Here is a 22860-nt window from a genome sequence, read left to right on the forward strand (position 1 = left end):
TGGCCGAGAGCGCATTCCTTGACGATGGAAGCCATCTGGATCAAAAAGTCATCAGCGCCGATCACGCTCGGCGCAACGAGACCTGCTGGCCTTTTCCCGCCGCTGCTTCCCAACCTAGGACGTTGTCGACGTAAAGCTGTTCGGGAATGCCGCTGACGATCCATTCGGGATTGGGCTTGCGCCAGATCGCCTGCCGCAAGGCGAGCGCCGTGTTGAGGGCACTGGGGGCATCGAGGCTGAGGAAGTAACCGGCGATGGCTCGGCTGTGATCGTCAACGATGACGGTCAGCCAAGGACGCACCGGGGTTCCGGCATCATCGAGCACGAGAATGTCGAGAACGGTATGATCGGCCTGCCACATCTCGTTCGAGGTCGCGGCTTCGCGCCGATGCACTAGCTCGTGCTGGTCGCGGTAGACGGCCGGATCGGAGGCTGCGGCGATCTGGCTTGCCGGTATCGCCCTGACGACACGCGCGACGGCCGCATAGCTGGGGGTTCGGTGTCCATGCGCGATGGCGAGTTCCTGCACCTTTCGGTGAATGGCGGCGACCGGGGGTCGCGGGCGCTTGGTGGCGAGAGTGCGGGTCAGTTCGACCAGATGTTCCGGCAGGTGCAGCCTGCCCCGATCGTTGCGCGGCAGACGCGCGAGACCGGCAAGTCCTTCGGCACGGTAGCGCCCGAGCCAGCGCTGCAACGTCCGCTCGCTCAGCGTGCCGGTGCGGGCGAGGTCCGCGAGCGGGATGCCATCGGCGAGGTGCGGTTCAAGGACGCGGTAGCGCTCGATCGCCAGCGGCGGGACAAGCGCCGGATGCGTCACCGCCGACGGTCCGTGTCGCAGGTAAGGAAAACGGAGATTTGCCTGCCCATCGCCATGCGAGTCCGCTCGCGTTGCCAAACCGGCCTGTTCGACGTAAATCTACCCGGTAAAGAAAACTAGGGCAACATAGACCTGCCGATGACGACTTTCTTCCCAAACCGCGCCCGATCGGGGCGCCACCGGCCCTACGCATGAAAATCGGTTACGCCCGCGTATCGACCGCCGAGCAGAACCTGGACCTCCAGCGTGATGCGCTGAAGGCTGCCGGCTGCGAGAAGGTCATCACCGACAAGGCCTCCGGGGCGACTGCCGCTCGCCCTGGATTGGAAAAGGTGAAGGAGCTGCTTCGCGCCGGCGACACACTGGTGGTCTGGCGCCTCGACAGGCTCGGCCGCTCGCTCCGTGATCTGATCGGATGGATGACCTACCTCGACGAGGAAAAGGTCGGGCTGCTGAGCCTGCACGAGGCGATCGACACGACCACCACGTCGGGCAAGCTTACCTTCCACCTGTTCGGGGCATTGGCGGAGTTCGAGCGCAACCTGATCCGCGAGCGGACCCAGGCCGGTCTCACCGCAGCCCGCGCTCGCGGCAAGAAGGGTGGCCGGCCGGCCGCACTCGGCAAGGACAAGCGCGACCTGCCCGTCAGGCTCTACCACGAGAACACGATGCCGATCGCCAAGATTTGCTCGATGCTCGGCATCTCCAAGCCAAAACTCTACGCCTATGTGCGATCGGCCGAGACCAAGCCGGTAGCCGCGTAGCGACGCTCGCCGACAAATAGCGCGATCAGAATGCCGCCACTTAGCGCGAGCGTTTACACCGTTCGCGGTCCCGATCGGCCCAGCGTCCCCCGGAACCGTTCGTTATCGGGAAGGCATCTAAGCGGTCTGCACCATCCTTCATCTAAAGTTCTCCAAGCGCTTCTGAGGATTTTCGGGCGCACCAAAAGCACTTGCTCCTCCAGTGGCTGGAGCATGTAACCGCAATTTGCTCTCCTGCGGACGGGGGGCTGGAGGTGGCTTTTTGACGGCCCGTGTTGAAGCAATCGGTATGTCTCGACGCTCATTAGTGGCGCGGCTGGTGGCCTGTGGAACCGGCTTGGTGCTCGGTTCTCCAACGCTCGCGCGACAGACTTCCCGGTCTGCGGGCTCGTGGAACTTCGGTGCGGCTCACCTCGAATGGGAGCCGCTGGAAGTCGGCACGGGTGATACCCTCCTTGTTTCGGCACAAGTGCGCGGAGTGCCGGTGCGGGCGGTGCTCGACAGTGGCAGCGGCGCGTCGATCATGAGCACGGCGCTCGCGGCGAAGCTCGGCTTGAACGATGGTGAGCGGCGCATGATTAGCGGGCTGAGCGCCAAGGCCCCGGTGCTGCTGGTCCGCGACATCGACGTACAGCTCGCCCGCGAAACCCGTCGCTTACCCTTTGCCGTCGTTGGTGATCTGAGTTCAGTGTCGGCGGCCTTCGGACGACCGATCGATATCCTCCTCGGTGCCGATATGTTCACGGGTAGCTGCATCGCGCTCGATTTCGCGAAAAGGCGTATGGCGGTCGTCAAGTCAGGCACGTTTCTCGCCGGTCCCGACTGGCGCGCTGTCGCGCTCGGGCGCGGTGCCAAGCAGGAGCTGTTCATTCGAGCTTCCGTCTCGGGTTTGCCTCCCGTGCCCTTGATGATCGATCTTGGCAGCTCGGCCGCGCTGATGCTCTCGTCGGCCTATGCCCGCGATCAAGGGCTGTTGAACGGGAAGCTCGTCTCGACCGCGGCGATCGGCGGCGTCGATGGTGTGCGTATCAACGATGCTTTCACGATCCAGAACATCAACATCGAAGGGCTTGGCGTCTCGAACGTCCCCACACTCGGGATGAGAGCTTGGCTCTCCACCAGCACGGTTGGCAATGTCGGCCTACCGCTGATCGCTCAATTCGACGTGGTGTTCGACGTGACCGCCGGATTCGTGTGGCTCCGGCCACTCGGTCCTCGTCGTCGCCTGCCGATGCTGAAGGACCGTAGCGGCCTTGGCCTCGCAGCCTCACCAACGGCGCTCACCGTTGTTCATGTGGCGGCGAACAGTCCCGCGGAAAAGGCTGGCTGGGCGGTCGGCGACCGGATCGTGGCGGTGAACGGCCATTCGATCGATGCGAACTATACGCGTGGGGAGCTCTGGCAAGTGCGCTCCCGGCCTGCTGGCACCCTCGTAAAGCTGACGATGGCCTCGGGTGATGTGCGCGAGCTCAGGCTGGCCGATTATTATTGATCGGCTTGAGGGTGGCCTTTGCCGATCGCCTTCATGATCCGACAATCGGCCATGCGCGCCTTGGTGCAGCTCTGGCTGAGCATTGCCAACTCATCCCGCAACACCGCGAGTTGCGCCAGTCTCTCCTCCACATCCTTGAGGTGCTGAGCAGCGATAGCTGAGGCGGCACCACAATCCTGGTCCGGGTTCTGCGCCAGCCCCATCAACGAACGGATCTCGTCGACGGAGAAGCCAAGCCGGCGACCGTTGCGGATGAAGTGCAAACGCTCAATGTCACTGGCATCGTAGGTTCTGCGACCCGACGCCGTGCGAGGGGCGGATCGGAGCAACCCGATCGACTCATAAAAGCGGATCGTCGTCACCTTCGTCGAGGTCTCGCTGGCGAGCTGCCCAATCATCACCGGCTTCATCATGCCATCCTTGCTTATGCGAACGTGTCGCACATTTCGCTTGCTTCTACAGCGACTGGAGGTGGTAAGGAAGGCCGCATGAATGCTTCTACCGAAAGCTGCGGGTGCCACGGGGAGCCCGCGCGCGCGCAAACCGATCCGGCCTATCGCCGTGCGCTGCTGACCGTCGTGGTGCTCAACCTCGGCTTCGGAGTCGCCGAGCTGTTCGGCGGGTTCATCGCCGATAGCCAAGCGCTGAAAGCGGATTCCCTCGATTTTCTCGGGGACGGGTCGATCAGCCTTATCGGTCTTCTCGCGCTTGCCTGGTCCGCACGGGCGAGGGCAAAGGTCGCGCTGACGCAGGGGTTGTTTCTCGGTGCGCTTGGCGTGGGCGTAATCGGTTTCGCGATTTGGCGCGCCCTGAACGCAACCGCGCCCGATGCCGAACTGATGGGCACAATCGGCGTTGTCGCGCTCGCGATCAATGTCGTGTCCGCCTTGGTGCTTGCGCGTTTCCGGGAAGGGGACGCCAATGTTCGCGCGATCTGGCTGTTCAGCCGCAACGACGCGCTCGCCAACGTGGCGGTGATCGCCGCGGCCGGTCTGGTGGCGTGGACAGGAAGCGCCTGGCCGGACCTCGCCGTCGCCGGCCTCATCGCCCTCCTGTTCCTCCACTCCGCTTATGAAATCGTCACTGGCGCTCGGCGCGAATTGGGAGAGCGGTAGTGCGTCTGCTCGCGTTGATCCGGGCAATGCTCTCGTTGCGGCTGCTCTCCGCGCTCGCGGCGCTGCTGATCCCTGCTGCGGCAATCGCCGAACCCGGCGACGTGCAAACCGCATGGCGGCTGCTCGACTATATGGCCGTCGATTATGGCGGCGCGGTCGCCAACGGTCGGATCAAGAGCACGTCGGAATATGCCGAGATGACGGAGTTCGCCGCGTCGGTCTCGACACGGCTTCAGGGCCTGCCGGCGAAGCCGGAGCGTCAAGCCCTCATCCAGCGGGCTGCCAACCTCCAGGCGGTGATCGCGGAAAAGGGACCGACTGAACAGGTGGCAACATTGGCGCACGGGCTCGCGGCCGATCTGTTGCGCGCCTACCCGGTGCCGCTCGCGCCCGATAAGGCTCCGAACCTCGTCTCCAGCGATGCACTGTTCCGACAATCCTGCGCGTCCTGCCACGGGATGACGGGCAACGGCCGTGGCCCTGACGCCGCCAAGCTCGCTACGCCCCCGATTGCTTTCACCGATGCCGAGCGCGCGCGCCAGCGCAGCGTGTTCGCGCTCTATCAGGTGGTGACGCAAGGCATCGACGGGACCGCGATGCAGAGCTTCGCCGATCTGCCCAACGATCAGCGCTGGGCGTTAGCATTCCGAGCCGGGAGCTTCGCCTTCACGGATGCGCAGGCGCGCGAAGGCGAGCGGCTTTGGAAATCCGACCCGACCCTTCGCCGGCGCATTCCGGACCTGAAAACCCTGGTCGCGCTCACCCCGGCCGCGCTCGGCGCGGCGATCGGCGACGCCAAGGCTGACCCAGTGCTCGCGTTCCTGCGTCGTCATCCCGAACAGGTGATACAACAGGCTCCCGGCTCGCTCGCGGTCGCCCGCGCCAAACTCGCCGAAAGCGTGGCGGCTGCGCGGCGCGGCGATGCGCGCATGGCGAAAGAGCTGGCGCTGTCGGCCTATCTCGATGGGTTCGAGCCGATCGAGCCAACACTCACCGCGCGCGACGCGACGCTGATGGGTCGAATCGAGGGCGCGATGGGGGAGTTCCGCGCCTCGATCGACCGGGGCGCGTCGCCCGATGATCTCGCGGAGAAGGTCGCAGTACTGGGCGGCCTTTTCGACGATGCGGAAGCGGCGCTCGCGCCTGATGCCGCCACCGAAGCGTCCACGTTCCTGGGCGCGTTCACGATCCTGCTGCGTGAAGGGCTCGAAGCCCTGCTCATCGTTGTCGCCATGATCGCGTTCCTGCGTAAAGCCGAGCGCGGCGAGGCGCTGCGGTACGTGCATGGCGGCTGGGTCAGCGCGATCATCGCGGGCGGGATCACCTGGGCGGTCGCCACCTATGCGATCGGGATCAGCGGTGCGAGCCGGGAGCTGACGGAAGGGTTTGGCTCGCTGTTCGCCGCGGTCGTGCTGCTCTCGGTCGGGATTTGGATGCACGGCAAGGCGCAGGCCGATCAGTGGCAGCGCTATATTCGCGAGAAGATGTCGCGGGCGCTCTCGGGCGGGTCGGGCTGGTTCCTGTTCGGGCTGGCGTTCGTCGTAGTTTATCGCGAGGTCTTCGAGACGATCCTGTTCTATGCTGCGCTTTCGGCGCAAGGTGACAACGGGATGCTTCTCGCGGGGGCCGGGTCGGCGATTGGACTGCTCAGCCTGATCGCTTGGGCCATGCTTCGCTACAGTCGCAAGCTGCCGATCGCGCAGTTCTTCCGCTATAGCTCCTGGCTCATGGCGGTCCTGACCGTCGTGCTGGCGGGTAAAGGCGTCGCCGCGCTCCAGGAAGCCGGCCTTATCAACATCGCACCGCTCGCGGACGTGCCACGGCTGTCGATGCTCGGCGTGTTTCCCACTTGGCAATCGGTGCTGGCGCAACTCCTGATGGCGGTCGCCATTGCGGTCGGGTTCGCCTGGAACGGGCGCGACCGATCCCGCTCGGGTTCCGGCTCAGTGACCCTTGGTTCGAATTAGTGCAATGACATGAAAACCCTTCCGTGATAGAGGCAAGCTAGTGCGAGCCTTTTTGCCTTTCCTGACATGCCTGATGCTGGTCCTGACCAGCTTCTCCGGCATGGCCCATGCCGCCGATCTGGCGGGGGGAAGCATCGCGGGCGTTGAGTTCACGGTCCATACCGCCGGTGACATCGATCAGGTGCCATCGGACTCGGACAAGAATGTCCCGCATCATCACAATTATTGTCACGGACACGACGTCGGCGCGCCTGCGCGCACGACGATGGAATATACCCCCGTCCTCACAGTGCCCAAGCCGACAATCTCCGCCTCTGCGTCGCTCGACGGCCGCACCGGCATGGTCCATTTGAGGCCCCCCCAAGCCTGACGTCCGATTTGGGCGTGCGTTGGCGCGCCCCTGTCGATCATCGTCAGGAGTCCTATTTTCATGAATCGTATCCTCGCGGCCATGCTGGCCGCAGCGTCTTGCGCCACGATGGCGCAGGCGCAGGTCGGACCGTCCGCGCCTGTTGCGCAGGATGCGCCGGTCTACACGCTTGACCAAGCGGTCAGTGCAGCGGGCGGTTCGGCCCCTGCTGCGGAAGCGGCGACAGCTGGAATCGACGCGGCCCGTGCAGGTCGCACAGTCGCCGGCTTGCGGCCCAATCCGGTGGTTCAAGGCCAAGTCGAGAATGTCATCGGCTCCGGGCCGTATCGGGGGGTCCGCAGCGCGGAAACCACGGTCGGCTTTGCGATCCCGATCGAGCTAGGCGGCAAGCGCGGCGCCCGCGTCGCGGTCGCCAATGCGCAATTGTCCCGGGCCGAGATCCAGGCCGCGATCATCGCGGCGGATGTCCGGCTTCAGGTAACGCAGCTCTATGTCGAAGCGGTCGCGGCCGATCGCCGGGTAATGACAGCCCGCGATCAGGCCCGGATCGCCAGCGATGCGCTGCGGGCCGCGAGCGTTCGCGTGCAGGCAGGGCGGGCATCGCCACTCGAGCAACAGCGCGCGGATGTCGCGCGTATCAATGCCGACGCCAATGTGGAGCGGCAGCTTCGCTTGGCCGAGGCGGCCCGCGCCAATCTGGCGCGTCGGATCGGACGGCCGATCGACGGCCTGCTCGATGACACGCTGCTCGATCGCCTTCCCGATGTGAACGTCTATGGGCCGTTGGCACCGGTCAACACGACCGGCACACTCGCGCTGGCGGCAGCCAACGCGGATTTCTCCATTGCCGAAGCCGGCGTGCGGCTCGCGCGCGCCAATCGCGTGCCTGACCTGAACGTCGGGCCGTCGATCCGCCGCCTGGAAGCGACCAACGACATGGCGGCGGTGTTCAGCGTGTCGATCCCGATCCCGGTGTTCAACAATGGTCGCGCCGCGATTGCGCAGGCGACCGCGCAGCGGACCCAGGCGGATGCGCAGCGCCGCGTGACCGCGCTCGACATCGAACAGGCGATCACGGACGCGCAGGCGCAGGCGGCCAATGCCGCAACGACGGCTCGTGCGGCGTCGGGGCCGGCGCTGGCGGCTGCACAGGAGGCCGCCCGCATCGCGCGGATCGGCTATCGCGAGGGCAAGTTCGGCCAGCTCGAATTGCTCGATGCTGAACGCACGCTCGCCGAAACGCGGGTCGCCGCGATCGACGCGCTTGCCAATTACCAGAATGCCCGCGCGCAAGTGGAGCGACTGACCGCTCGTGCGCCCAATGGGGGGAATCAGTGATGAAGAGCTTTTATCTCGCGGGCGCGGCGTCGCTCGCCCTGCTCTTGGCTGCCTGCGGCGGCAAGGATGGCGGAAACGAGGCAACTGCCGAAGGCGCAGCTGCCAATGAGACGGCAGCGGGCACGGAAAAGGGCGGTGCTGAAGGCGGTCATGCCGGTGAAGGCGTCGTCACATTGGGTGCCGACCAGATCGCCACAGCGGGCGTCCAGGTCGGACGGCCGATCATCGGCGGGGCCGGGACGATCGAGCTGCCCGCGATCATCGAGGGCGACCCACAGGGAACGCAGGTCGTCTCGGCCGCAATTGCGGGACGCGTGGTCGCGCTCACCCGTAACCTCGGCCAATCGGTCGGACGCGGCCAGACCATTGCGGTCATCGAAAGCCGCGAGGCGGCGCAGATCAAGGGCGAGGTCGAGGCGGCGCGGGCGCGGCTTCAGCTCGCTAATTCGAACCTCGCGCGCGAACAGCGGCTGTTCGCGCAGAGAGTCTCCCCTGAACAGGATCTGATCGCCGCCCGCACAGCGGCGACGGAGGCGCGGATCGCCCTGACGCAGGCGCAGAGCATGGTTTCGGCGGCGGGTGTCGGCGGCGGCGGGCTCAACCGGCTCGGCATTGCCGCGCCGATCTCGGGCCAGATCATTGCGCGCCCCGTGACGCTGGGACAAACGGTCGCGGCGGATGCCGAACTCTATCGCATCGCCAACCTGAGCCAGGTGTCGATCGCGCTTAATCTCAAGCCCGAGGATGCGGGCCGGGTGCGTCCCGGCAATACGGTGCTGGTGAAGGCGGCAGGCCGTCAGGCGACCGCCCGCGTGACCTTCGTGTCGCCGGCGCTTGATCCGCAGACGCGGCTCGTGCCTGCGCTCGCCACCCTCGACAATCGCGGTGGCGAATGGCGGGTCGGCGAGCCTGTGACGGCAGCCGTGCAGCTCACGGGCAGCGGCGGGAGCGGGGCGGTCCGCGTGCCGACGACGGCGGTCCAGAGTTTCGAGGGCAAGTCGGTCGTGTTCGTGCGCACGCCCACCGGCTTCAAGGCGACCCCGGTCCAGCTCGGCGATGCGTCGGGCGACACGGTGATCGTCCGGTCGGGCCTGACCGGCAACGAACAGATCGCCACCACCGGAAGTTTCACGCTCAAGGCCGAGATCGGCAAGGGCGAAGCGAGCCACGAGGATTAAGCCATGATCGCCCGTATCGTAACCTGGGCGGTCGAGAAGCGCTGGCTAGTCCTGCTCCTCACCGTCATCGTCGCCGCCATCGGCGCCTTTTCCCTCTACCGGCTACCGATCGACGCGGTGCCGGACATCACCAACAATCAGGTCCAGATCAACGTCCGCGCGCCTGCCCTCTCGCCCGAGCTGGTCGAGAAGCAGGTGTCGTTTCCAATCGAAACCGCGCTCGCCGGCACCCCCGGCCTGGAATATACGCGCTCGTTGAGCCGCAACGGCTTCGCGCAGATCACGGCGGTCTTTTCGGACGCGACGGACATCTATTTCGCCCGCCAGCAGGTGGGCGAGCGTCTGCGGGGCGTGCAAGAGAATCTGCCCGACGGCGTGAACCCTGAAATGGGTCCGATCGCGACAGGCCTGGGCGAGGTGTACATGTACACCGTTCGTCTCGATCATCGCGAGGACGACAAGCACAAGCCCGGTGAACCGGGCCAACAGCCCGATGGCAGCTACATCACGCCAGAGGGCGAGCGACTGACGACCGAAGAGGACAAGGCGACCTACCTGCGCACCGCGCAGGACTGGATCGTGACGCCGCTTCTGAAGACCACACCGGGCCTCGCCGGTGTCGACTCGATTGGCGGTTACGCCAAGCAGTTCCTCGTCGTGCCCGACGTGCAGAAGCTGGCCTCGCTCGGCATCACGCTGACGGACCTGGGAAATGCGCTGGAGCGCAATAACACCAGCGTCGGCGGTGGCTTCGTCAATCGCAATGGCGAAGGTCTGGCTGTTCGCTCGGATGCGCTCGTTCGCAATGCCAGCGAGTTGGCCAGGACCGTGATCGCGACACGTAACGGCGTGCCGATCACGGTCGAACAAGTTGCGACTGTGAAGACGGGTCAGGCGATCCGCATGGGTTCGGCATCGGAGAACGGTACCGAAGTCGTCGTCGGCACGGCGATCATGCGGATCGGCGAGAACAGCCGCATCGTGTCGACCGCGGTCGCTGAGAAACTGAAGACGATCAACGCTTCGCTGCCTCCTGACGTCGTAATTCAGCCGGTGCTGAACCGCACCGAGCTGGTCAATTCGACGATCAAGACGGTCGCGAAAAACCTGTCCGAAGGCGCGGTGCTGGTCATCGTCGTGCTCTTCCTGCTGCTCGGCAACTTCCGTGCGGCCCTGATCGCGGCGTTGGTCATCCCGATCACCATGATGCTGACAGGCTTTGGTATGCTGCGCGCTGGGGTCTCGGCCAATCTGATGAGCCTTGGGGCTTTGGACTTCGGTCTGATCGTCGACGGCGCCGTCATCATTGTCGAAAACGCGCTGCGCCGGCTTGCCGAGCAACAGCATCATGAAGGCCGATTGCTCAGCGTCAAGGAACGGCTCGCGACCGTGGCAGCCGCTGCGCGTGAGATGATCCGTCCCTCTGTGTACGGGCAGGCAATCATCATCCTCGTCTACGTACCGCTGCTCACGCTGACCGGCGTGGAGGGTAAAACGTTCGGACCGATGGCGCTGACCGTCATCATCGCGCTCGCCTTCGCCTTCATCCTCTCTCTCACCTTCGTGCCGGCGATGATTGCGATCTGGCTGTCGAAGAAGGTCGAGGAGAAGGACGGCCGCATCATCACGTGGCTGAAGAAGCGCTACGAACCCGGTCTCGACCGGGCCATGAAGCGCCCGACGCTGACGATCGGTGCGGGTGTGGGAAGCCTTGTGGTGGCGGCGCTTGCTTTCACTACGCTCGGCTCGGTGTTCCTGCCGCAGCTCGACGAAGGCGATTTGCTGATCCAGTCGCTCCGCATTCCGGCAACGTCGGTCCAGCAGAGCCAGGCGATGCAGGTGCCGATCGAGCGGATGATGTCGAAGCAGCCGGAGGTGCAATTCGTCTATTCCAAGACGGGCACCGCCGAGCTGGCGGCCGACCCGATGCCGCCGAACGCGACCGACATGTTCGTCATCCTGAAGCCGCGCAAGGATTGGCCGGATCCTGAGCTTCCCAAGGAGGAGCTGGTCAGCCGGATCGAGGGTAATCTCGCGAAGATTCCGGGAAATGCCTACGAGATCACCCAGCCCATCCAGATGCGCTTCAACGAGCTGATCGCCGGCGTGCGCGGCGACATCGCGGTGAAGGTGTTCGGGGACGACTTCAACCAGATGAACCGGACGGCCGAGCAAATCGCGGCGGTGCTGCGCAGAACGCAAGGCGCAGCGGACGTGAAGGTGGAGCAGACGACCGGTCTTCCCATGCTCGACATTCGCGTCAACCGCGACGCGATGGCGCGGTTGGGCGTTACGGCTCAGGATGTGCAGGACACCGTGACTGCGACGATCGGCGGGCGAACATCGGGCCAGATCTTCGAGGGCGACCGTCGCTTCCCCGTGGTGATCCGCCTGTCGGAGGCGCAGCGTGCCGACATCGGCCTGCTCCAACAGGTGCAGGTGCCGGTGGCAGGCGGCGGCTATGTACCGCTGTCCAGCGTCGCCGAGATCAAGGTGGTCGATGGTCCGAACCAGATCAGCCGCGAGAACGGCAAGCGGCGCGTGGTGGTGCAAGCCAACGTGCGTGGCCGCGACGTCGGATCCGTCGTGGCGGATGCGCAGGCGGCGATCGGCAGCCAACTCCGGCTGCCTGCCGGCACCTATCTCGAATGGGGCGGCCAGTTCGAGAACCTCCAATCGGCAAGCGAACGGCTGAAGCTGGTCATTCCGGCTTGCTTCATCTTGATCCTGCTGCTCCTCTACGGGGCGTTGGGATCGGTCCGCGACGCCGCGATCGTGTTCACCGGCGTGCCTTTCGCGCTGGTGGGCGGCGTCCTGTTGCTGTTCCTGCGGGGCATGGACTTCTCGATCTCGGCGGCAGTGGGCTTCATCGCCCTCTCGGGCATCGCGGTCCTCAACGGCCTCGTCATGGTCAGCTCGATCCAAGATCTGATCCGATCAGGGATGAGCCGCGAGGAAGCCGCGCATGTTGGCGCGATGCAGCGTCTGCGACCCGTCATCATGACCGCGCTAGTCGCCAGCCTCGGCTTCGTGCCGATGGCGCTGGGCGAAGGCGCCGGCGCAGAGGTTCAAAAGCCTTTGGCGACGGTCGTCATCGGCGGTCTGATCTCGGCGACGCTTCTTACGCTGTTCGTGCTGCCGACACTCTATGCCCGGTTCGGGCAGAAAGTGATCGAGAAACCCGAGCACTACAATGAGGAGCATGAAGGGGACGACCACGGTCAGACCTTCGTGAACAACTTGGCCTGATGGATGGGCGGGGCGATCCGCGATCGCCCCGCCCATCTCTGGGAGATGGGGATATGCCTCGCACCATAACCAGCTCGATGCTTCACGGCGGGCCACTGCGCATCTGGTCGGCACTCACCGATCCGGATCATCGCCGGGCGTGGAGTCCGCTCGTATTTCTCGATGATCCGTCCCGGCTCGGCGACACAGAATGCACCTTTGCGATCCAGGGCATCACCCGGCCAATTCGGACGCCAGCACGGATTGATCGATTCGATAAACCGCACGCCTTCGCTTGGTCCTGCGGCATCCCCTATCTGTTCACGCTCGAAGAGCGGTACGAGCTGGCGGGGGACGATGGCGGCACCAGGCTAACGCATAGCTGCACGCTGCGCGGGGCGCTCTCCCTGCCGTTCGCGGCGATGATGTTGCGCCGCCTGCGATCCCTGATGGTCGAATCTGACGATCGCCTCGCAACCTATCTCCGCTGGCGGGTAGGTCAGCCTGCCCGGGCTATCAATCGTCAGCGCGTCCCCTTCCGCTACAGGAGGAAGGCGCGATGATGATGCACTGTAAGCGGGTGCTGCCCGCCGTCATCCTCGTTGTCGGGCTCGCGGCGTGCTCGGAAAGAAAGCCGCCAGCCCCGCCAACGGAGCAGCAGATCCATTCGTCCGACAGCGCCGTGACGACCGGGGAAATGGGGCGGCATAGATATCGCTGTTCCGACGGGGAACCGCTGTTCGTCGATTACAAGGACAACGGCCTGCAGATCGATTTGCGGCGCTCCAACGGGGGACCGCCGATGATGCTGACCGCGCCAGCGCAGGGCCTGCAATATGTCGGCGAAACAGCCACCGCGACCTTCAAGGGGTCGCAGCTCACCATCGTGGAAGGCGATGGCCGTACCCGGATCTGCGAGCAGGAAGGCACGCGATGAACTGCCCTGCCTTCGAACGCCACAGGGCGCTTCGTCGGAAGAGACCGATGTCTGACACGTCGATTTCAAATGTGACAACCTTGTGCGGCCTGAATCGGGCCGGTCTGGCGATCGCGCGCCTCGGCGTCGTTCTCGTCTCCGGGGCGGTTATAGGGGCGTGTAATCCAGCGCCGACCCAGCCTACCGAGCCGGCGCATGAAAAGCATCTGACGTCGAAACTAATCGCGCAGCGCATCATGTACTGCGACGACGGCACACGCGCCGATGTCGACTTCATCGATGAAGGCTTGAAAATGGCCGTCACCTGGCTGCCGAAGGGCAGGACCGAGATCCTGCGCGCGCAGCGAACCGGTGACGAGTTTCGCGGCGACCATTCGCGGGCTGTCGTGGCGGGCGGATCGATCGCGTTCACGCGACGCGGGAAGATCCGCGTCTGCCACCGAACCCCGGAGGAGTCCTAGGAAATGCAGGCACTGCTCTATACGCTTGCGCCTGTGCTGGCGGTCGTGCTCGGCGCGATTGTCGCGAGCCGCACCAAGTTGAAACCTGGCCTCGTGGCGGGCCTACAGCATCTCGCTGCCGGCGTCGTGTTCGCGGCGGCAGCGACCGAAATCCTGCCGCAGGTCAAGCATGAGGCATCGCCCAGCGCGACGTTGATCGGCGGGGCGGCGGGCGTCGCGACCATGCTGGGGCTCAAGGCTCTTGAGGCCCGCTTCAAGGGGCCGATGGCGCTACTCGCCGCGATCGGCATCGACATTCTGGTGGACGGCCTGGTGCTCGGCCTCGCTTTCGTGGCGGGCGAGAAGGCAGGTCTCCTGCTGACGATCGCGCTCACTCTGGAAGTGTTATTTCTGGGACTGACGCTGACCGACGAGCTGGCGGAAACCTATCGCTCGCGCTTGCGCATCATCGTGATCGTCTCGGCATTGGCCCTGCTGCTGCCGATCGGCGCGCTCGCTGCCGTGCCGGTCGCCGCGCTGTCGCCGGTGATGATCGCCGGCTTCCTCAGCTTCGGGCTGATGGCGCTGCTCTACCTCGTCACGGAGGAGTTGCTGGTCGAGGCGCACGAGAAACCCGACACCCCGCTCATCAGCTCGATGTTTTTCGTCGGCTTCCTGGCCCTGCTGACACTTGAGGAGATGATGGGATGATCCCGGGCAACGACAACAATGGCGGGCAGGAGCGCCGCACACTGTGGATCGTCCTGCTGCTGAACGCGGCGATCGCTGCGGGCTTCTTCGTTTCCGGCTTCTTCGCGGACTCGAGCGCGCTGATCGCCAACGGCGTCGACAACCTGTCCGATACGGCTGTGTATGCGCTGAGCCTTGTGGCGCTCACCCGGGGCCAGACATGGAAGACACGCGCCGCGGTCGCTTCGGGCGTCATGCTGCTGATCTTCGCGGGCGGCATCTTGATCGATGTCGGACGGCGCTACGTGCAGGGCAGCGAGCCCATCGGACCTACCATGATGGTCATGTCCGCGATCGCCGGCGTCGTGAATTACCTCTGCCTGCGGCTGCTCCAGCGCCTCAAGGATCCGGACGTCAATCTCCGGGCCGCAACCACCTTCAGCTTCAACGACTTCATTTCCAACGGCGGCATCCTGATCGCCGGCGTGCTGGTGCTGTGGTTGGGTACCAATTGGCCGGACCTGCTGGTCGGCTTCGCCACCGCCATCATCGCCATCAAGGGCGGTGTCGAAATCCTGCGCGACGCGCGCGCCGAAACCAAGAAAAGCGAAAGGAGGTCGTCATGAACGACAAGCTCGAACTCGACATTCCAGTGTTGTTGCCGGACCTTCCTGACGCGGCCGATGCCTGCCTGGACCGTCTCGTATCAACCCTGTCAAAGCGCGAAGGTGTCGAGCGGGCGCATGTGATCTGTCTCGACGGCAACACGCCAGCGGCGCTGTGCATCCATTTCGATGCCGCCAAGCTGCCGCTGCCACGGTTGCGCGAAATGGTGCGCGCCGCAGGTGCCGAAATCACCGAGCGCTACGGCCATGCGATCTGGCAGGTGACGGGGATCAACCACGAACGTCGGGCGCGCACGGTCAGCGATGCGCTGTGCGCCTTGCCCGGCGTGGTCCAGGCAAGCGCCAGCACCAGCGGGTCTGTCCGGGTCGAATATGATCGCCGCGAAACCACCGAAGAGGAGGTGCGCGCTGCGCTTCGCAAGCTGAAGGTGAGGGTGGGCAAGCGGGTCGCTGCCGATGAACATGCCGGCCACGACCACGGCCCCGGGGGCCACGGCGCGGGCGAAGAGAAGCACGGCCCCGGCGATGGCCACGACCATAGCCACGCCGAATTTCTCGGCCCCAATACCGAGCTGATCTTCGCGCTCGCCTGTGGCGCGCTGCTGGGGATCGGCTACGCGATCGAGAGGCTGGTCGCTGGCGCGCCCGAATGGCTGCCGACCGCCTGCTATATCGCAGCCTATTTCTTCGGCGGATTCTTCACGCTGCGCGAGGCGATCGACAACCTCCGGATGAAGAAGTTCGAGATCGACACGCTGATGTTGGTCGCTGCGGCCGGCGCCGCTGCGCTGGGCGCATGGGCCGAAGGTGCGCTGCTGCTGTTCCTGTTCAGCCTCGGCCATGCGCTTGAGCATTATGCAATGGGCCGCGCCAAGAAGGCGATCGAGGCGCTGGCGAAGCTCGCGCCCGAAACCGCGACCGTGCGACGCGGCGGGCAGACCAGCGAAATCCCGGTCGAGCAGATGGTCGTCGGGGACATTGCCATCGTCCGCCCGAACGAGCGCCTGCCTGCCGACGGCTTCGTCATCAAGGGCACCAGCGCGATCAACCAGGCCCCGGTCACGGGTGAAAGCATCCCGGTCGACAAGGTGCCGGTCGCAGATGCCGCAGCGGCACGCGCCAAGCCCGATGCAGTCGACGCGGAAAGCCGGGTTTTTGCTGGTACGATCAACGGCGGCGGCGCGATCGAGATCGAGGTGACACGCCGTTCCAATGAAAGCGCGCTTGCCAAGGTCGTGAAGATGGTGAGCGAAGCGGAGACGCAGAAGTCGCCGACGCAGCGCTTCACCGACCGGTTCGAACGGATCTTCGTGCCCGCCGTCCTGGTCCTGTCAGTGCTCCTGCTGTTCGCATGGGTGGTCGTCGACGAGCCGTTCCGCGACAGCTTCTATCGCGCGATGGCGGTGCTGGTGGCGGCAAGCCCGTGCGCGCTCGCGATCGCAACGCCGAGCGCGGTCCTGTCGGGCGTTGCCCGTGCAGCGCGGGGCGGCGTGCTCGTGAAGGGCGGTGCACCGCTCGAAAACCTCGGGTCGCTCAAAGCGATCGCTTTCGACAAGACGGGCACGCTGACCGAAGGTCGTCCGCGCATCACTGATGTCGTGCCCGTCGATGGCGCCGATGAAGGCGAGTTGCTGGCGCTGGCTGTCGCCGTCGAAGCGTTGAGCGACCATCCCCTGGCCCAAGCGATCGTCAAGGACGGCCGCGAACGTCTGAACGATCGTGCCGTGCCGACTGCCGGCGACCTCAAGAGCCTGACCGGTCGGGGCGTCACCGCGAGCGTGGATGGCGAGACGGTGTGGATCGGCAAGGCCGAGATGTTCGGAAGTGAGGGCATTCCGGCGCTGGGGCAGGGCGCGCAGGACGCAATCGCGAAGCTGCGCGAGAACGGCCGCACGACAATGGTGGTCCGCAAGGGGGACCGCGACCTGGGCGCGATCGGCCTGATGGACACGCCTCGCGAAGCTGCCAAGACCGCGTTGCGTCGGCTGCACGAGATGGGCGTGTCGCGGATGATAATGATCTCCGGCGATCACCAGAAAGTCGCCGAAGCGATCGCCGACGAAGTCGGGATCGACGAAGCGTGGGGCGACCTCATGCCCGAAGACAAGGTTGCCGCGATCAAGAAGCTCGCCGGCGAAGACAAGGTCGCGATGGTGGGCGACGGCGTGAACGATGCGCCGGCGATGGCAAGCGCCACGGTCGGCATCGCGATGGGCGCGGCGGGGTCGGACGTTGCGCTGGAGACAGCCGACGTGGCGCTGATGGCCGACGATCTGGCGCACCTGCCATTCGCAGTCGGTCTTAGCCGCCATACCCGTGGAATCATCCGGCAGAACGTCTTCGTCAGCCTGGGTGTCGTCGCCTTCCTGGTGCCTGCTACCATCCTCGGCCTCGGCATTGGGCCAGCGGTGGCGGTTCATGAGGGATCGACGCTGCTCGTCGTCATCAATGCGCTCAGGCTGCTCGCCTACCGCGATCCGGCAGGGAAGGCGGCATGAAGTGGCTGATCGCCTTCGACCTCGACGGCACGCTTGCCGAGAGCAAGCGGCCGTTATCGGAGGATATGGCCGCAATCCTCGCCCGATTGCTCGCCATCACGGATGTGGCGGTGATCTCGGGCGGGGACTGGCCGCAGTTCGAAAAGCAGATCGCCTCGCGCCTTCCTGCCGGCGTCGCGCTCGACCGTCTCTGGTTGATGCCGACCACAGGCACGAAACTCTATCGGTTCATCAATGGCGCTTGGCGCGCGGTCTATGCCGAACTGTTCGACGACGCGGAGAAGGCGAAGATCCGCACGGCCTTCGATCAGGCGCTGACCGATGCCGGTCTCGCCGACGAACGTATCTGGGGCGAACGGATCGAGGACCGGGGCAGCCAGATCACCTTTTCGGGCCTGGGGCAGGCAGCGCCGCTGAAGGAAAAGGAAGCGTGGGATCCTGACCGAAAGAAGAGGACCGCGTTGCAGGCCACGTTGCGCGCGAAGCTGCCGGAGCTCTCGATCAATCTCGGTGGCACGACATCGATCGACGTGACCAGAGCAGGGATCGACAAGGGCTATGGCCTGAAGCGCCTGAGTGCCGAGAGCGGTGTCCCGCTCGACGGGATGCTGTTCATTGGGGATGCGATATTCCCCGGTGGGAATGACTATCCCGCTGCTGAAATCGGCCTCGACACAGTGAGGGTGCGCGACGTCGCGGAAACCACCGCCGTCGTGACCGCCATCATCGCGTGTCTGCACCGATAGGATCAAGATACATGGTCGGCTCCATCGCGGAATGCCGCATTGTCAAAGCTCTGGCTTCTGTCGCTTAGGGCAGCGCTTCCTAAAACGAAAAGAAGGCAATGTGCGCGTCTCCGCGAACAAAGCCTCCAGCGATCAATCTAAGAGATTCCGCCGCGCTTCTCAATCGTAGGGGGCGTTTGCGGGAGGGGGCGGAATCCTACGCTAAGGATTTGGGCCAGCGATATTCCCCGGTTAGATTGATGTGTTCCTATCCCAACGGCGAGACGTGGGCGAGTAGATCAGGCGCGATATGGGTACCGCTGGCGGCCCGGGTATTGACGACCTCGCCGAGCTTCATGGTGTTCCAGAATATGATGATGGCGGCGAGCAGGTTCATTCCGGCGATGCGATAGTGCTGGCCTTCGCCGGATCGATCCCGGATTTCACCTCGGCGGTGGAAGCTGATGGCGCGCTTTAGGGCGTGGTGGGCCTCACCCTTGTTGAGGCCGATCTGAGCCTGGCGCTGGAGGCCGGCATCAAGAATCCAGTCGATCATGAACAGGGTTCGCTCGATGCGGCCCACCTCTCGCAATGCGAGGGCCAGCTCATTCTGGCGCGGGTAAGAGGCGAGCTTGCGAAGAATCTGGCTGGGGGCGACGATCCCCGCTGCGATCGTCGCCATGATGCGCAGGATGTCGGGCCAGTTGCGCTCGATGAGCGGTTCATTGATCTTACCTCCGACCAGCGCTCGCACATTGGCCGGCGTCGCGTTGGGCGTGAAGGCATAGAGTCTTTTCTGAGGGAGATCGCGGATACGGGGGGCGAACCTGTAGCCGAGCAAGGCGTCACCTCAAGGTTTGTTCGCCAGACAACGATTTCTCGGACATAAGCGGAACATGGGCTACGCTACACGCTTCAACCGCGCCATTGGCTCGTTGAGTGGGTGGAATTCACCTGCTGGAAGTCGCCTGGCCTGCTCCCAGAGGTAATCGCCGGTCAGACTGATGTGCGCCCAGCCCATCGGAGAAAGGTGCGCAAGCAGTGCCGCATCGAACGTCGTGCCGACAGCGTTGAGGTGCTGGGCGGCCCGGTCGAGATAGACCGTGTTCCAGTAGGAAATCGCCGCAATCAGCAGGTTCAGCCCAGATGCGCGAAATTCCTGATTTTCCAGCGAGCGATCGGTGAACCGACCCTGCCGGTTGGTATAGATGGCGGCGGCAAGCGTGTGCCTCGCCTCGCCTTTGTTGAGACCGGCCTGACAGGCACGTCGCAGTTCCGGTTGTTCAAGCCAATCGAGCGTGAACAAAGTGCGCTCGATACGGCCCAGTTCAGCCAATGCAAAATCCAGCCTGTTCTGGCGTTTGTAGGCGGCAAGTTTTCGCAAGATTACTGACGGCGCCACCGTGCCATCCTTGATTGAGGCGACAATCCTGACGATGTCATCCCAATCGGCCTCGATCGCTGCCGTTTTGATGGTGCGGCCCATCAGATTTTCGATGCCCTTGTATGTCGATGGCGCAGCGATCGAACCCAGCTTGCGGTCGCCAATATCGCGCAGCCGTGGCGCGAAGCGGAACCCGAGTAGGTGGCAGAGTGCGAAAACATGATCGGTGGCGCCGCCGGTATCGGTATAGTGCTCATGCAACGGAAGGTTGCCGGCGCCCAGGACAAGCCCGTCGAGCACGTAAGGCGCTTCACCTGCCGTCGCGGACATGATCCGTGATCCGAATGATGCGAAGTGATCGGAAAGGTGAGAATAGATTTTCACGCCAGGTTCGGCGCCATATTTGGCATTGACGTCCGCCGCCCCTGAACGGCTCCGCCCCGACCGGAAGAACTGGCCATCGGACGACGAACTGGTGCCAGCGCCCCAATGCCGCGCGAAGGGTAATTCGTGATGGGCTGAGATGATCATGGCCAGCGCGGCCTGATAGTTCTCGGGTGAAAGATACCAGTTGTGGGTCCATGCGAGTTGGGCATAGCTGACGCCTTCGCTGGCATTGGCCATCCGCTCCAGCCCGAGGTTGGTGCCATCAGCCAGAATTGCGGCGAGTACCGTGCTGGGGTTGTCGTGCTCCTTGCCTGAGCGCAGGTCACGGAATGCGTTCAAAAAACCAGTGCGTTCGGCGACTTCAAGCAGCAGCTCGGTGATGCGCACGCGGGGAAGCAGGGTATCGAGCTTGCGATCGAGGGCTTCAGCTTCCGGTGGGGTGACAGGCGGCATTTGCTGAAGCTTGAGCCGGTCTCGTTCGAGCGACACTCCCTCAAGCTTGTTTGTTTTCAACTGCTTGGCAAATCGGCGCAGCCGCCAGTCAAGATTTCGTGCCCGGTCAGCGAGGTAGGATGCAGCATTTGAATCGAACGGAAGCACATCCGCCACTTTGGCGGCGTCGCGCCGACCCAGCAAATAGGCATCGAAGCGCTGATAGTTGCGGGTTCCCTCGATCCATACATCACCGGCGCGCAAACGATCACGCAAGGTTGCCATGATCGCAATTTCATAACGTCGGCGGTCGATACGGCCGCTTTCGGTGATGAGACGCTTCCACTGCCGATTGGGGAATGGCAGTGGAACGCCATCGGGAAGGTCGCGCGACTTTCGTGTGTTCGCATCGCGAATGACATCGATGGCTTTGATCAGTGCCGTCCCTGTTCCAGACGCCTTGAAGGTGAAGGCGTCCAGAAATGCCGGGCTGAAACGCCGTAGCGTGGCGTAACGCTCGGTTGCCGTTACCAGTGCGTCCTCGCCGGCAAGATCAGCAAGGGCATCTACTTGGGCCTTTGCCGCAACAAGCCGGTGCCAGCCCACCGCTTCGTCAATCAATTCGAGCGGATCGCCGCCATTCTGGACAGCCTCATCAAGTGCTGTAATCGTGGCGCCAAACAGCCGCATGAGTTGCCCCACCGACTGAATACTATCTTGGTAGCGACGCTCGCGCCCACGCCGCGCGCGCGTGAACATGCCGCCGATAAGTCGGTCAAACATTTGGATCGCGGCATCGGCAAGTCTGGCCTCAAGGTCGATCACTGCGGCCGTCAACGTCGCCCGCCTGCGATTGACGCTGTAATCCGAAAGCAGGAATGCCGGTGCCACGCCGCCCTCGCGGACAAATTGGGCAAAGCGGAATTCCGGAATGGCGCCCCCAACTACCGGGTGGATACCTATGCCGCGAACATAGCGCAGGCGCTCAAGCAAGCCATTGATATTGGCCGCAGTCGGGGCTTCTTCGAAATTACGCAACCACGCCAGCGGTGTCATGCCGAAATCCGGGTTGTTGATTACGAGTTCGTCTAGCCGTGTCAGTTCAGCAGAGCTGAGGCCTTCGACGATTGCGGCTGCGGCAGCTTTGCGTGCGCGTGCCCGGCCAGCAAGACCGGCGCGTTCCAGTGTGTCGCCTGACGGAAGAATGAACCGCTCACCCTTCAGGCCAACCATGAGGGCGCGAACAATCGGTTCACCTCTGTCTGTATACTCGGCGGCTTGCGCGGCAAGATTCAGGGCAAGTGCCAGGTCGCCGCGTCGAAACGGGCGTATGCCAAGATAACGCGCCACGAGATCGGCATGATCGGTACGGGTTTGCGCGCGCTGACCATATGCAGAGAAGGAGGAAGGATCGACGAATAACTGTGCCGCGAGGTACTGAAGAATGACGTCGGGAAGCCCGATCTCGGGTTGCAGACCAAAGCCGGGATGTCGCATCAAAGCGATTTGTGCAGCCAGACCGAGGCGATTTGCTGGACCATAGCGGCGCCCAACCAATTCAACATCTTCCGCAGAAAGGGTATAATGCCCAATGATCGCGGTTTCTTGGACAGGAGGATCGAACAGGCGCCGGCGCTCGTCTCCGGTCAGAAGTCGGCGTCGTGCCATTTTGCTCTCCCGCTGAGGCGAATAACAAAATTGACACCAAAGCGGCTTGCACTGGAGGGAGGCCATTCGTTGCCGGTTGATCCCCGAGCAATCACCCGGCGCAGCAAGACAGTTTGGCGACATCCTTATCAAACGTTTGGGCCGCCAGTTTGAGGCCTTCCACAGTGGTCAGGTAAGGAAATATCGTTGCACCCAATTCCAGGGTGGTCATGCCGTGTTTGATCGCCAGCACCAGTGTCTGGATCGAATCCGCGCCTTCGGGTGCCATGATCTGGCCGCCCAGCAAACGGTCGTTCGCCTTGTCGGCAATCAGTTTGATGAGACCCCGCGTATCGCGTGCTGCCAGTGCCCTTGGCACAGCATCGAGCGGGAGCAGCGAAACCTTGATGTCCAGGCCTTGCGCCCGTGCTGTCGTTTCAGTGAGGCCGGCGCTGGCGACTTGCGGGTCGGTGAAGACGACGGATGGCATGGAGGAATTGTCGTAGCGGTATTGGTTGCCCGTCACCGCGTTGCGCGCGGCCAGTTTTGCGCCATAGGCGGCCATGTAGACGAACTGGTCCCGTCCCGTTACATCGCCCGCCGCGTAAATGCCTGGAACCGACGTTTCGAGGTGGTCATCGACGACGATTCCACCATTACGGGCAAGCACTATGCCGCGCTCCTCCAGCCCAAGCCCGGGGACTGTCAGGATTTCCGTGTGCGGCCGGGCGGTTGATCATCAGGCCGCCATGGCTCTGATGAAACGTTCGCCGAAGATCACGGCAAATTGCGCCTTCGCCATGGTCCACTCACGTGGTGGCATCT

Annotated in this window: 19 protein-coding genes and 1 pseudogene; 15 read left to right on the top strand and 5 right to left on the bottom strand. The window is 64.0% G+C overall.

Features of this window, described 5'->3' with window-relative positions; genetic code table 11:
- Nucleotides 1–61: 61 nt before the first annotated feature.
- Complete coding sequence (locus tag EWH12_RS18575) at nt 62–817, bottom strand: helix-turn-helix domain-containing protein (RefSeq protein WP_242496122.1); 756 nt, start codon at nt 815–817, stop codon at nt 62–64.
- A 191-nt stretch (nt 818–1008) separates the two neighbouring features.
- Between EWH12_RS18575 and EWH12_RS18580 the strand changes: the two genes are divergently transcribed.
- A complete protein-coding gene (locus EWH12_RS18580; protein ID WP_009824027.1) occupies nt 1009–1581 on the top strand; it encodes a recombinase family protein in 573 nt (190 codons plus the stop codon).
- 289 nt (nt 1582–1870) lie between these two features.
- Entirely contained in the window at nt 1871–3073 is a 1203-nt protein-coding gene (locus EWH12_RS18585; protein WP_013039112.1) for an aspartyl protease family protein, read from the top strand.
- Here EWH12_RS18585 and EWH12_RS18590 read toward each other — a convergent pair.
- A complete protein-coding gene (locus EWH12_RS18590) occupies nt 3067–3483 on the bottom strand; it encodes a MerR family transcriptional regulator (RefSeq protein WP_004212867.1) in 417 nt (138 codons plus the stop codon). The two genes, EWH12_RS18585 and EWH12_RS18590, sit on opposite strands and share 7 nt — an antisense overlap.
- Before the next feature lie 78 nt (nt 3484–3561).
- Between EWH12_RS18590 and EWH12_RS18595 the strand changes: the two genes are divergently transcribed.
- The 13 genes from EWH12_RS18595 (at nt 3562) to EWH12_RS18655 (ending at nt 18206) form a co-directional block, all read left to right on the top strand.
- Nucleotides 3562–4188: a cation efflux transmembrane domain-containing protein gene (locus EWH12_RS18595; protein WP_004212870.1), complete on the top strand. Its 627-nt coding sequence runs from the start codon at nt 3562–3564 to the stop codon at nt 4186–4188.
- Nucleotides 4188–6155: a cytochrome c/FTR1 family iron permease gene (locus EWH12_RS18600; protein ID WP_004212871.1), complete on the top strand. Its 1968-nt coding sequence runs from the start codon at nt 4188–4190 to the stop codon at nt 6153–6155. The genes EWH12_RS18595 and EWH12_RS18600 overlap by 1 nt, the downstream gene beginning before the upstream one ends.
- A gap of 73 nt (nt 6156–6228) precedes the next feature.
- The gene (locus tag EWH12_RS18605; RefSeq protein WP_007406840.1) at nt 6229–6525 is read left to right on the top strand and encodes a hypothetical protein; all 297 of its coding nucleotides are present in this window, start codon (nt 6229–6231) and stop codon (nt 6523–6525) included.
- A 60-nt stretch (nt 6526–6585) separates the two neighbouring features.
- Nucleotides 6586–7863 carry a TolC family protein gene (locus tag EWH12_RS18610; protein WP_013039111.1) on the top strand — a complete coding sequence of 426 codons (1278 nt, stop codon included), beginning with the start codon at nt 6586–6588 and terminating at the stop codon, nt 7861–7863.
- Nucleotides 7863–9041: an efflux RND transporter periplasmic adaptor subunit gene (locus tag EWH12_RS18615; protein WP_004212877.1), complete on the top strand. Its 1179-nt coding sequence runs from the start codon at nt 7863–7865 to the stop codon at nt 9039–9041. The genes EWH12_RS18610 and EWH12_RS18615 overlap by 1 nt, the downstream gene beginning before the upstream one ends.
- 3 nt (nt 9042–9044) lie before the next feature.
- Nucleotides 9045–12290, top strand: a complete 3246-nt coding sequence (locus EWH12_RS18620) for an efflux RND transporter permease subunit (RefSeq protein WP_004212878.1) — start codon at nt 9045–9047, stop codon at nt 12288–12290.
- A gap of 53 nt (nt 12291–12343) precedes the next feature.
- A complete protein-coding gene (locus EWH12_RS18625) occupies nt 12344–12832 on the top strand; it encodes an SRPBCC domain-containing protein (protein WP_004212879.1) in 489 nt (162 codons plus the stop codon).
- Complete coding sequence (locus tag EWH12_RS18630; RefSeq protein ID WP_021238674.1) at nt 12829–13206, top strand: hypothetical protein; 378 nt, start codon at nt 12829–12831, stop codon at nt 13204–13206. Before EWH12_RS18625 ends, EWH12_RS18630 begins: the two co-directional genes overlap by 4 nt.
- Nucleotides 13207–13253: 47 nt before the next feature.
- Nucleotides 13254–13667, top strand: coding sequence for a hypothetical protein (locus EWH12_RS18635; protein ID WP_017183574.1), 414 nt, complete (start codon nt 13254–13256; stop codon nt 13665–13667).
- Nucleotides 13668–13670: 3 nt separating this feature from the next.
- Complete coding sequence (locus tag EWH12_RS18640) at nt 13671–14357, top strand: ZIP family metal transporter (protein WP_004212882.1); 687 nt, start codon at nt 13671–13673, stop codon at nt 14355–14357.
- Nucleotides 14354–14962 (top strand): cation efflux transmembrane domain-containing protein, encoded by a 609-nt coding sequence (locus tag EWH12_RS18645; RefSeq protein WP_004212885.1) that lies wholly within the window; start codon nt 14354–14356, stop codon nt 14960–14962. Before EWH12_RS18640 ends, EWH12_RS18645 begins: the two co-directional genes overlap by 4 nt.
- Nucleotides 14959–17460: a heavy metal translocating P-type ATPase gene (locus tag EWH12_RS18650; protein WP_004212886.1), complete on the top strand. Its 2502-nt coding sequence runs from the start codon at nt 14959–14961 to the stop codon at nt 17458–17460. The genes EWH12_RS18645 and EWH12_RS18650 overlap by 4 nt, the downstream gene beginning before the upstream one ends.
- A complete protein-coding gene (locus tag EWH12_RS18655) occupies nt 17457–18206 on the top strand; it encodes an HAD-IIB family hydrolase (protein ID WP_004212890.1) in 750 nt (249 codons plus the stop codon). Before EWH12_RS18650 ends, EWH12_RS18655 begins: the two co-directional genes overlap by 4 nt.
- Before the next feature lie 247 nt (nt 18207–18453).
- On the opposite strand, the pseudogene EWH12_RS18660 reads toward EWH12_RS18655, so the two are convergent.
- From EWH12_RS18660 to EWH12_RS18670, 3 genes and pseudogenes are all read right to left on the bottom strand, one after another.
- A pseudogene (locus tag EWH12_RS18660) lies at nt 18454–19029 on the bottom strand (Tn3 family transposase); the annotation flags it as partial.
- Nucleotides 19030–19086: 57 nt separating this feature from the next.
- Complete coding sequence (locus tag EWH12_RS18665) at nt 19087–22056, bottom strand: Tn3 family transposase (protein WP_014072601.1); 2970 nt, start codon at nt 22054–22056, stop codon at nt 19087–19089.
- A 91-nt stretch (nt 22057–22147) separates the two neighbouring features.
- A complete protein-coding gene (locus EWH12_RS18670) occupies nt 22148–22747 on the bottom strand; it encodes an FAD-dependent oxidoreductase (protein WP_422917742.1) in 600 nt (199 codons plus the stop codon).
- Nucleotides 22748–22860 lie beyond the last annotated feature (113 nt).

The organism is Sphingobium cupriresistens (assembly GCF_004152865.1).
GTDB lineage: Bacteria > Pseudomonadota > Alphaproteobacteria > Sphingomonadales > Sphingomonadaceae > Sphingobium > Sphingobium cupriresistens.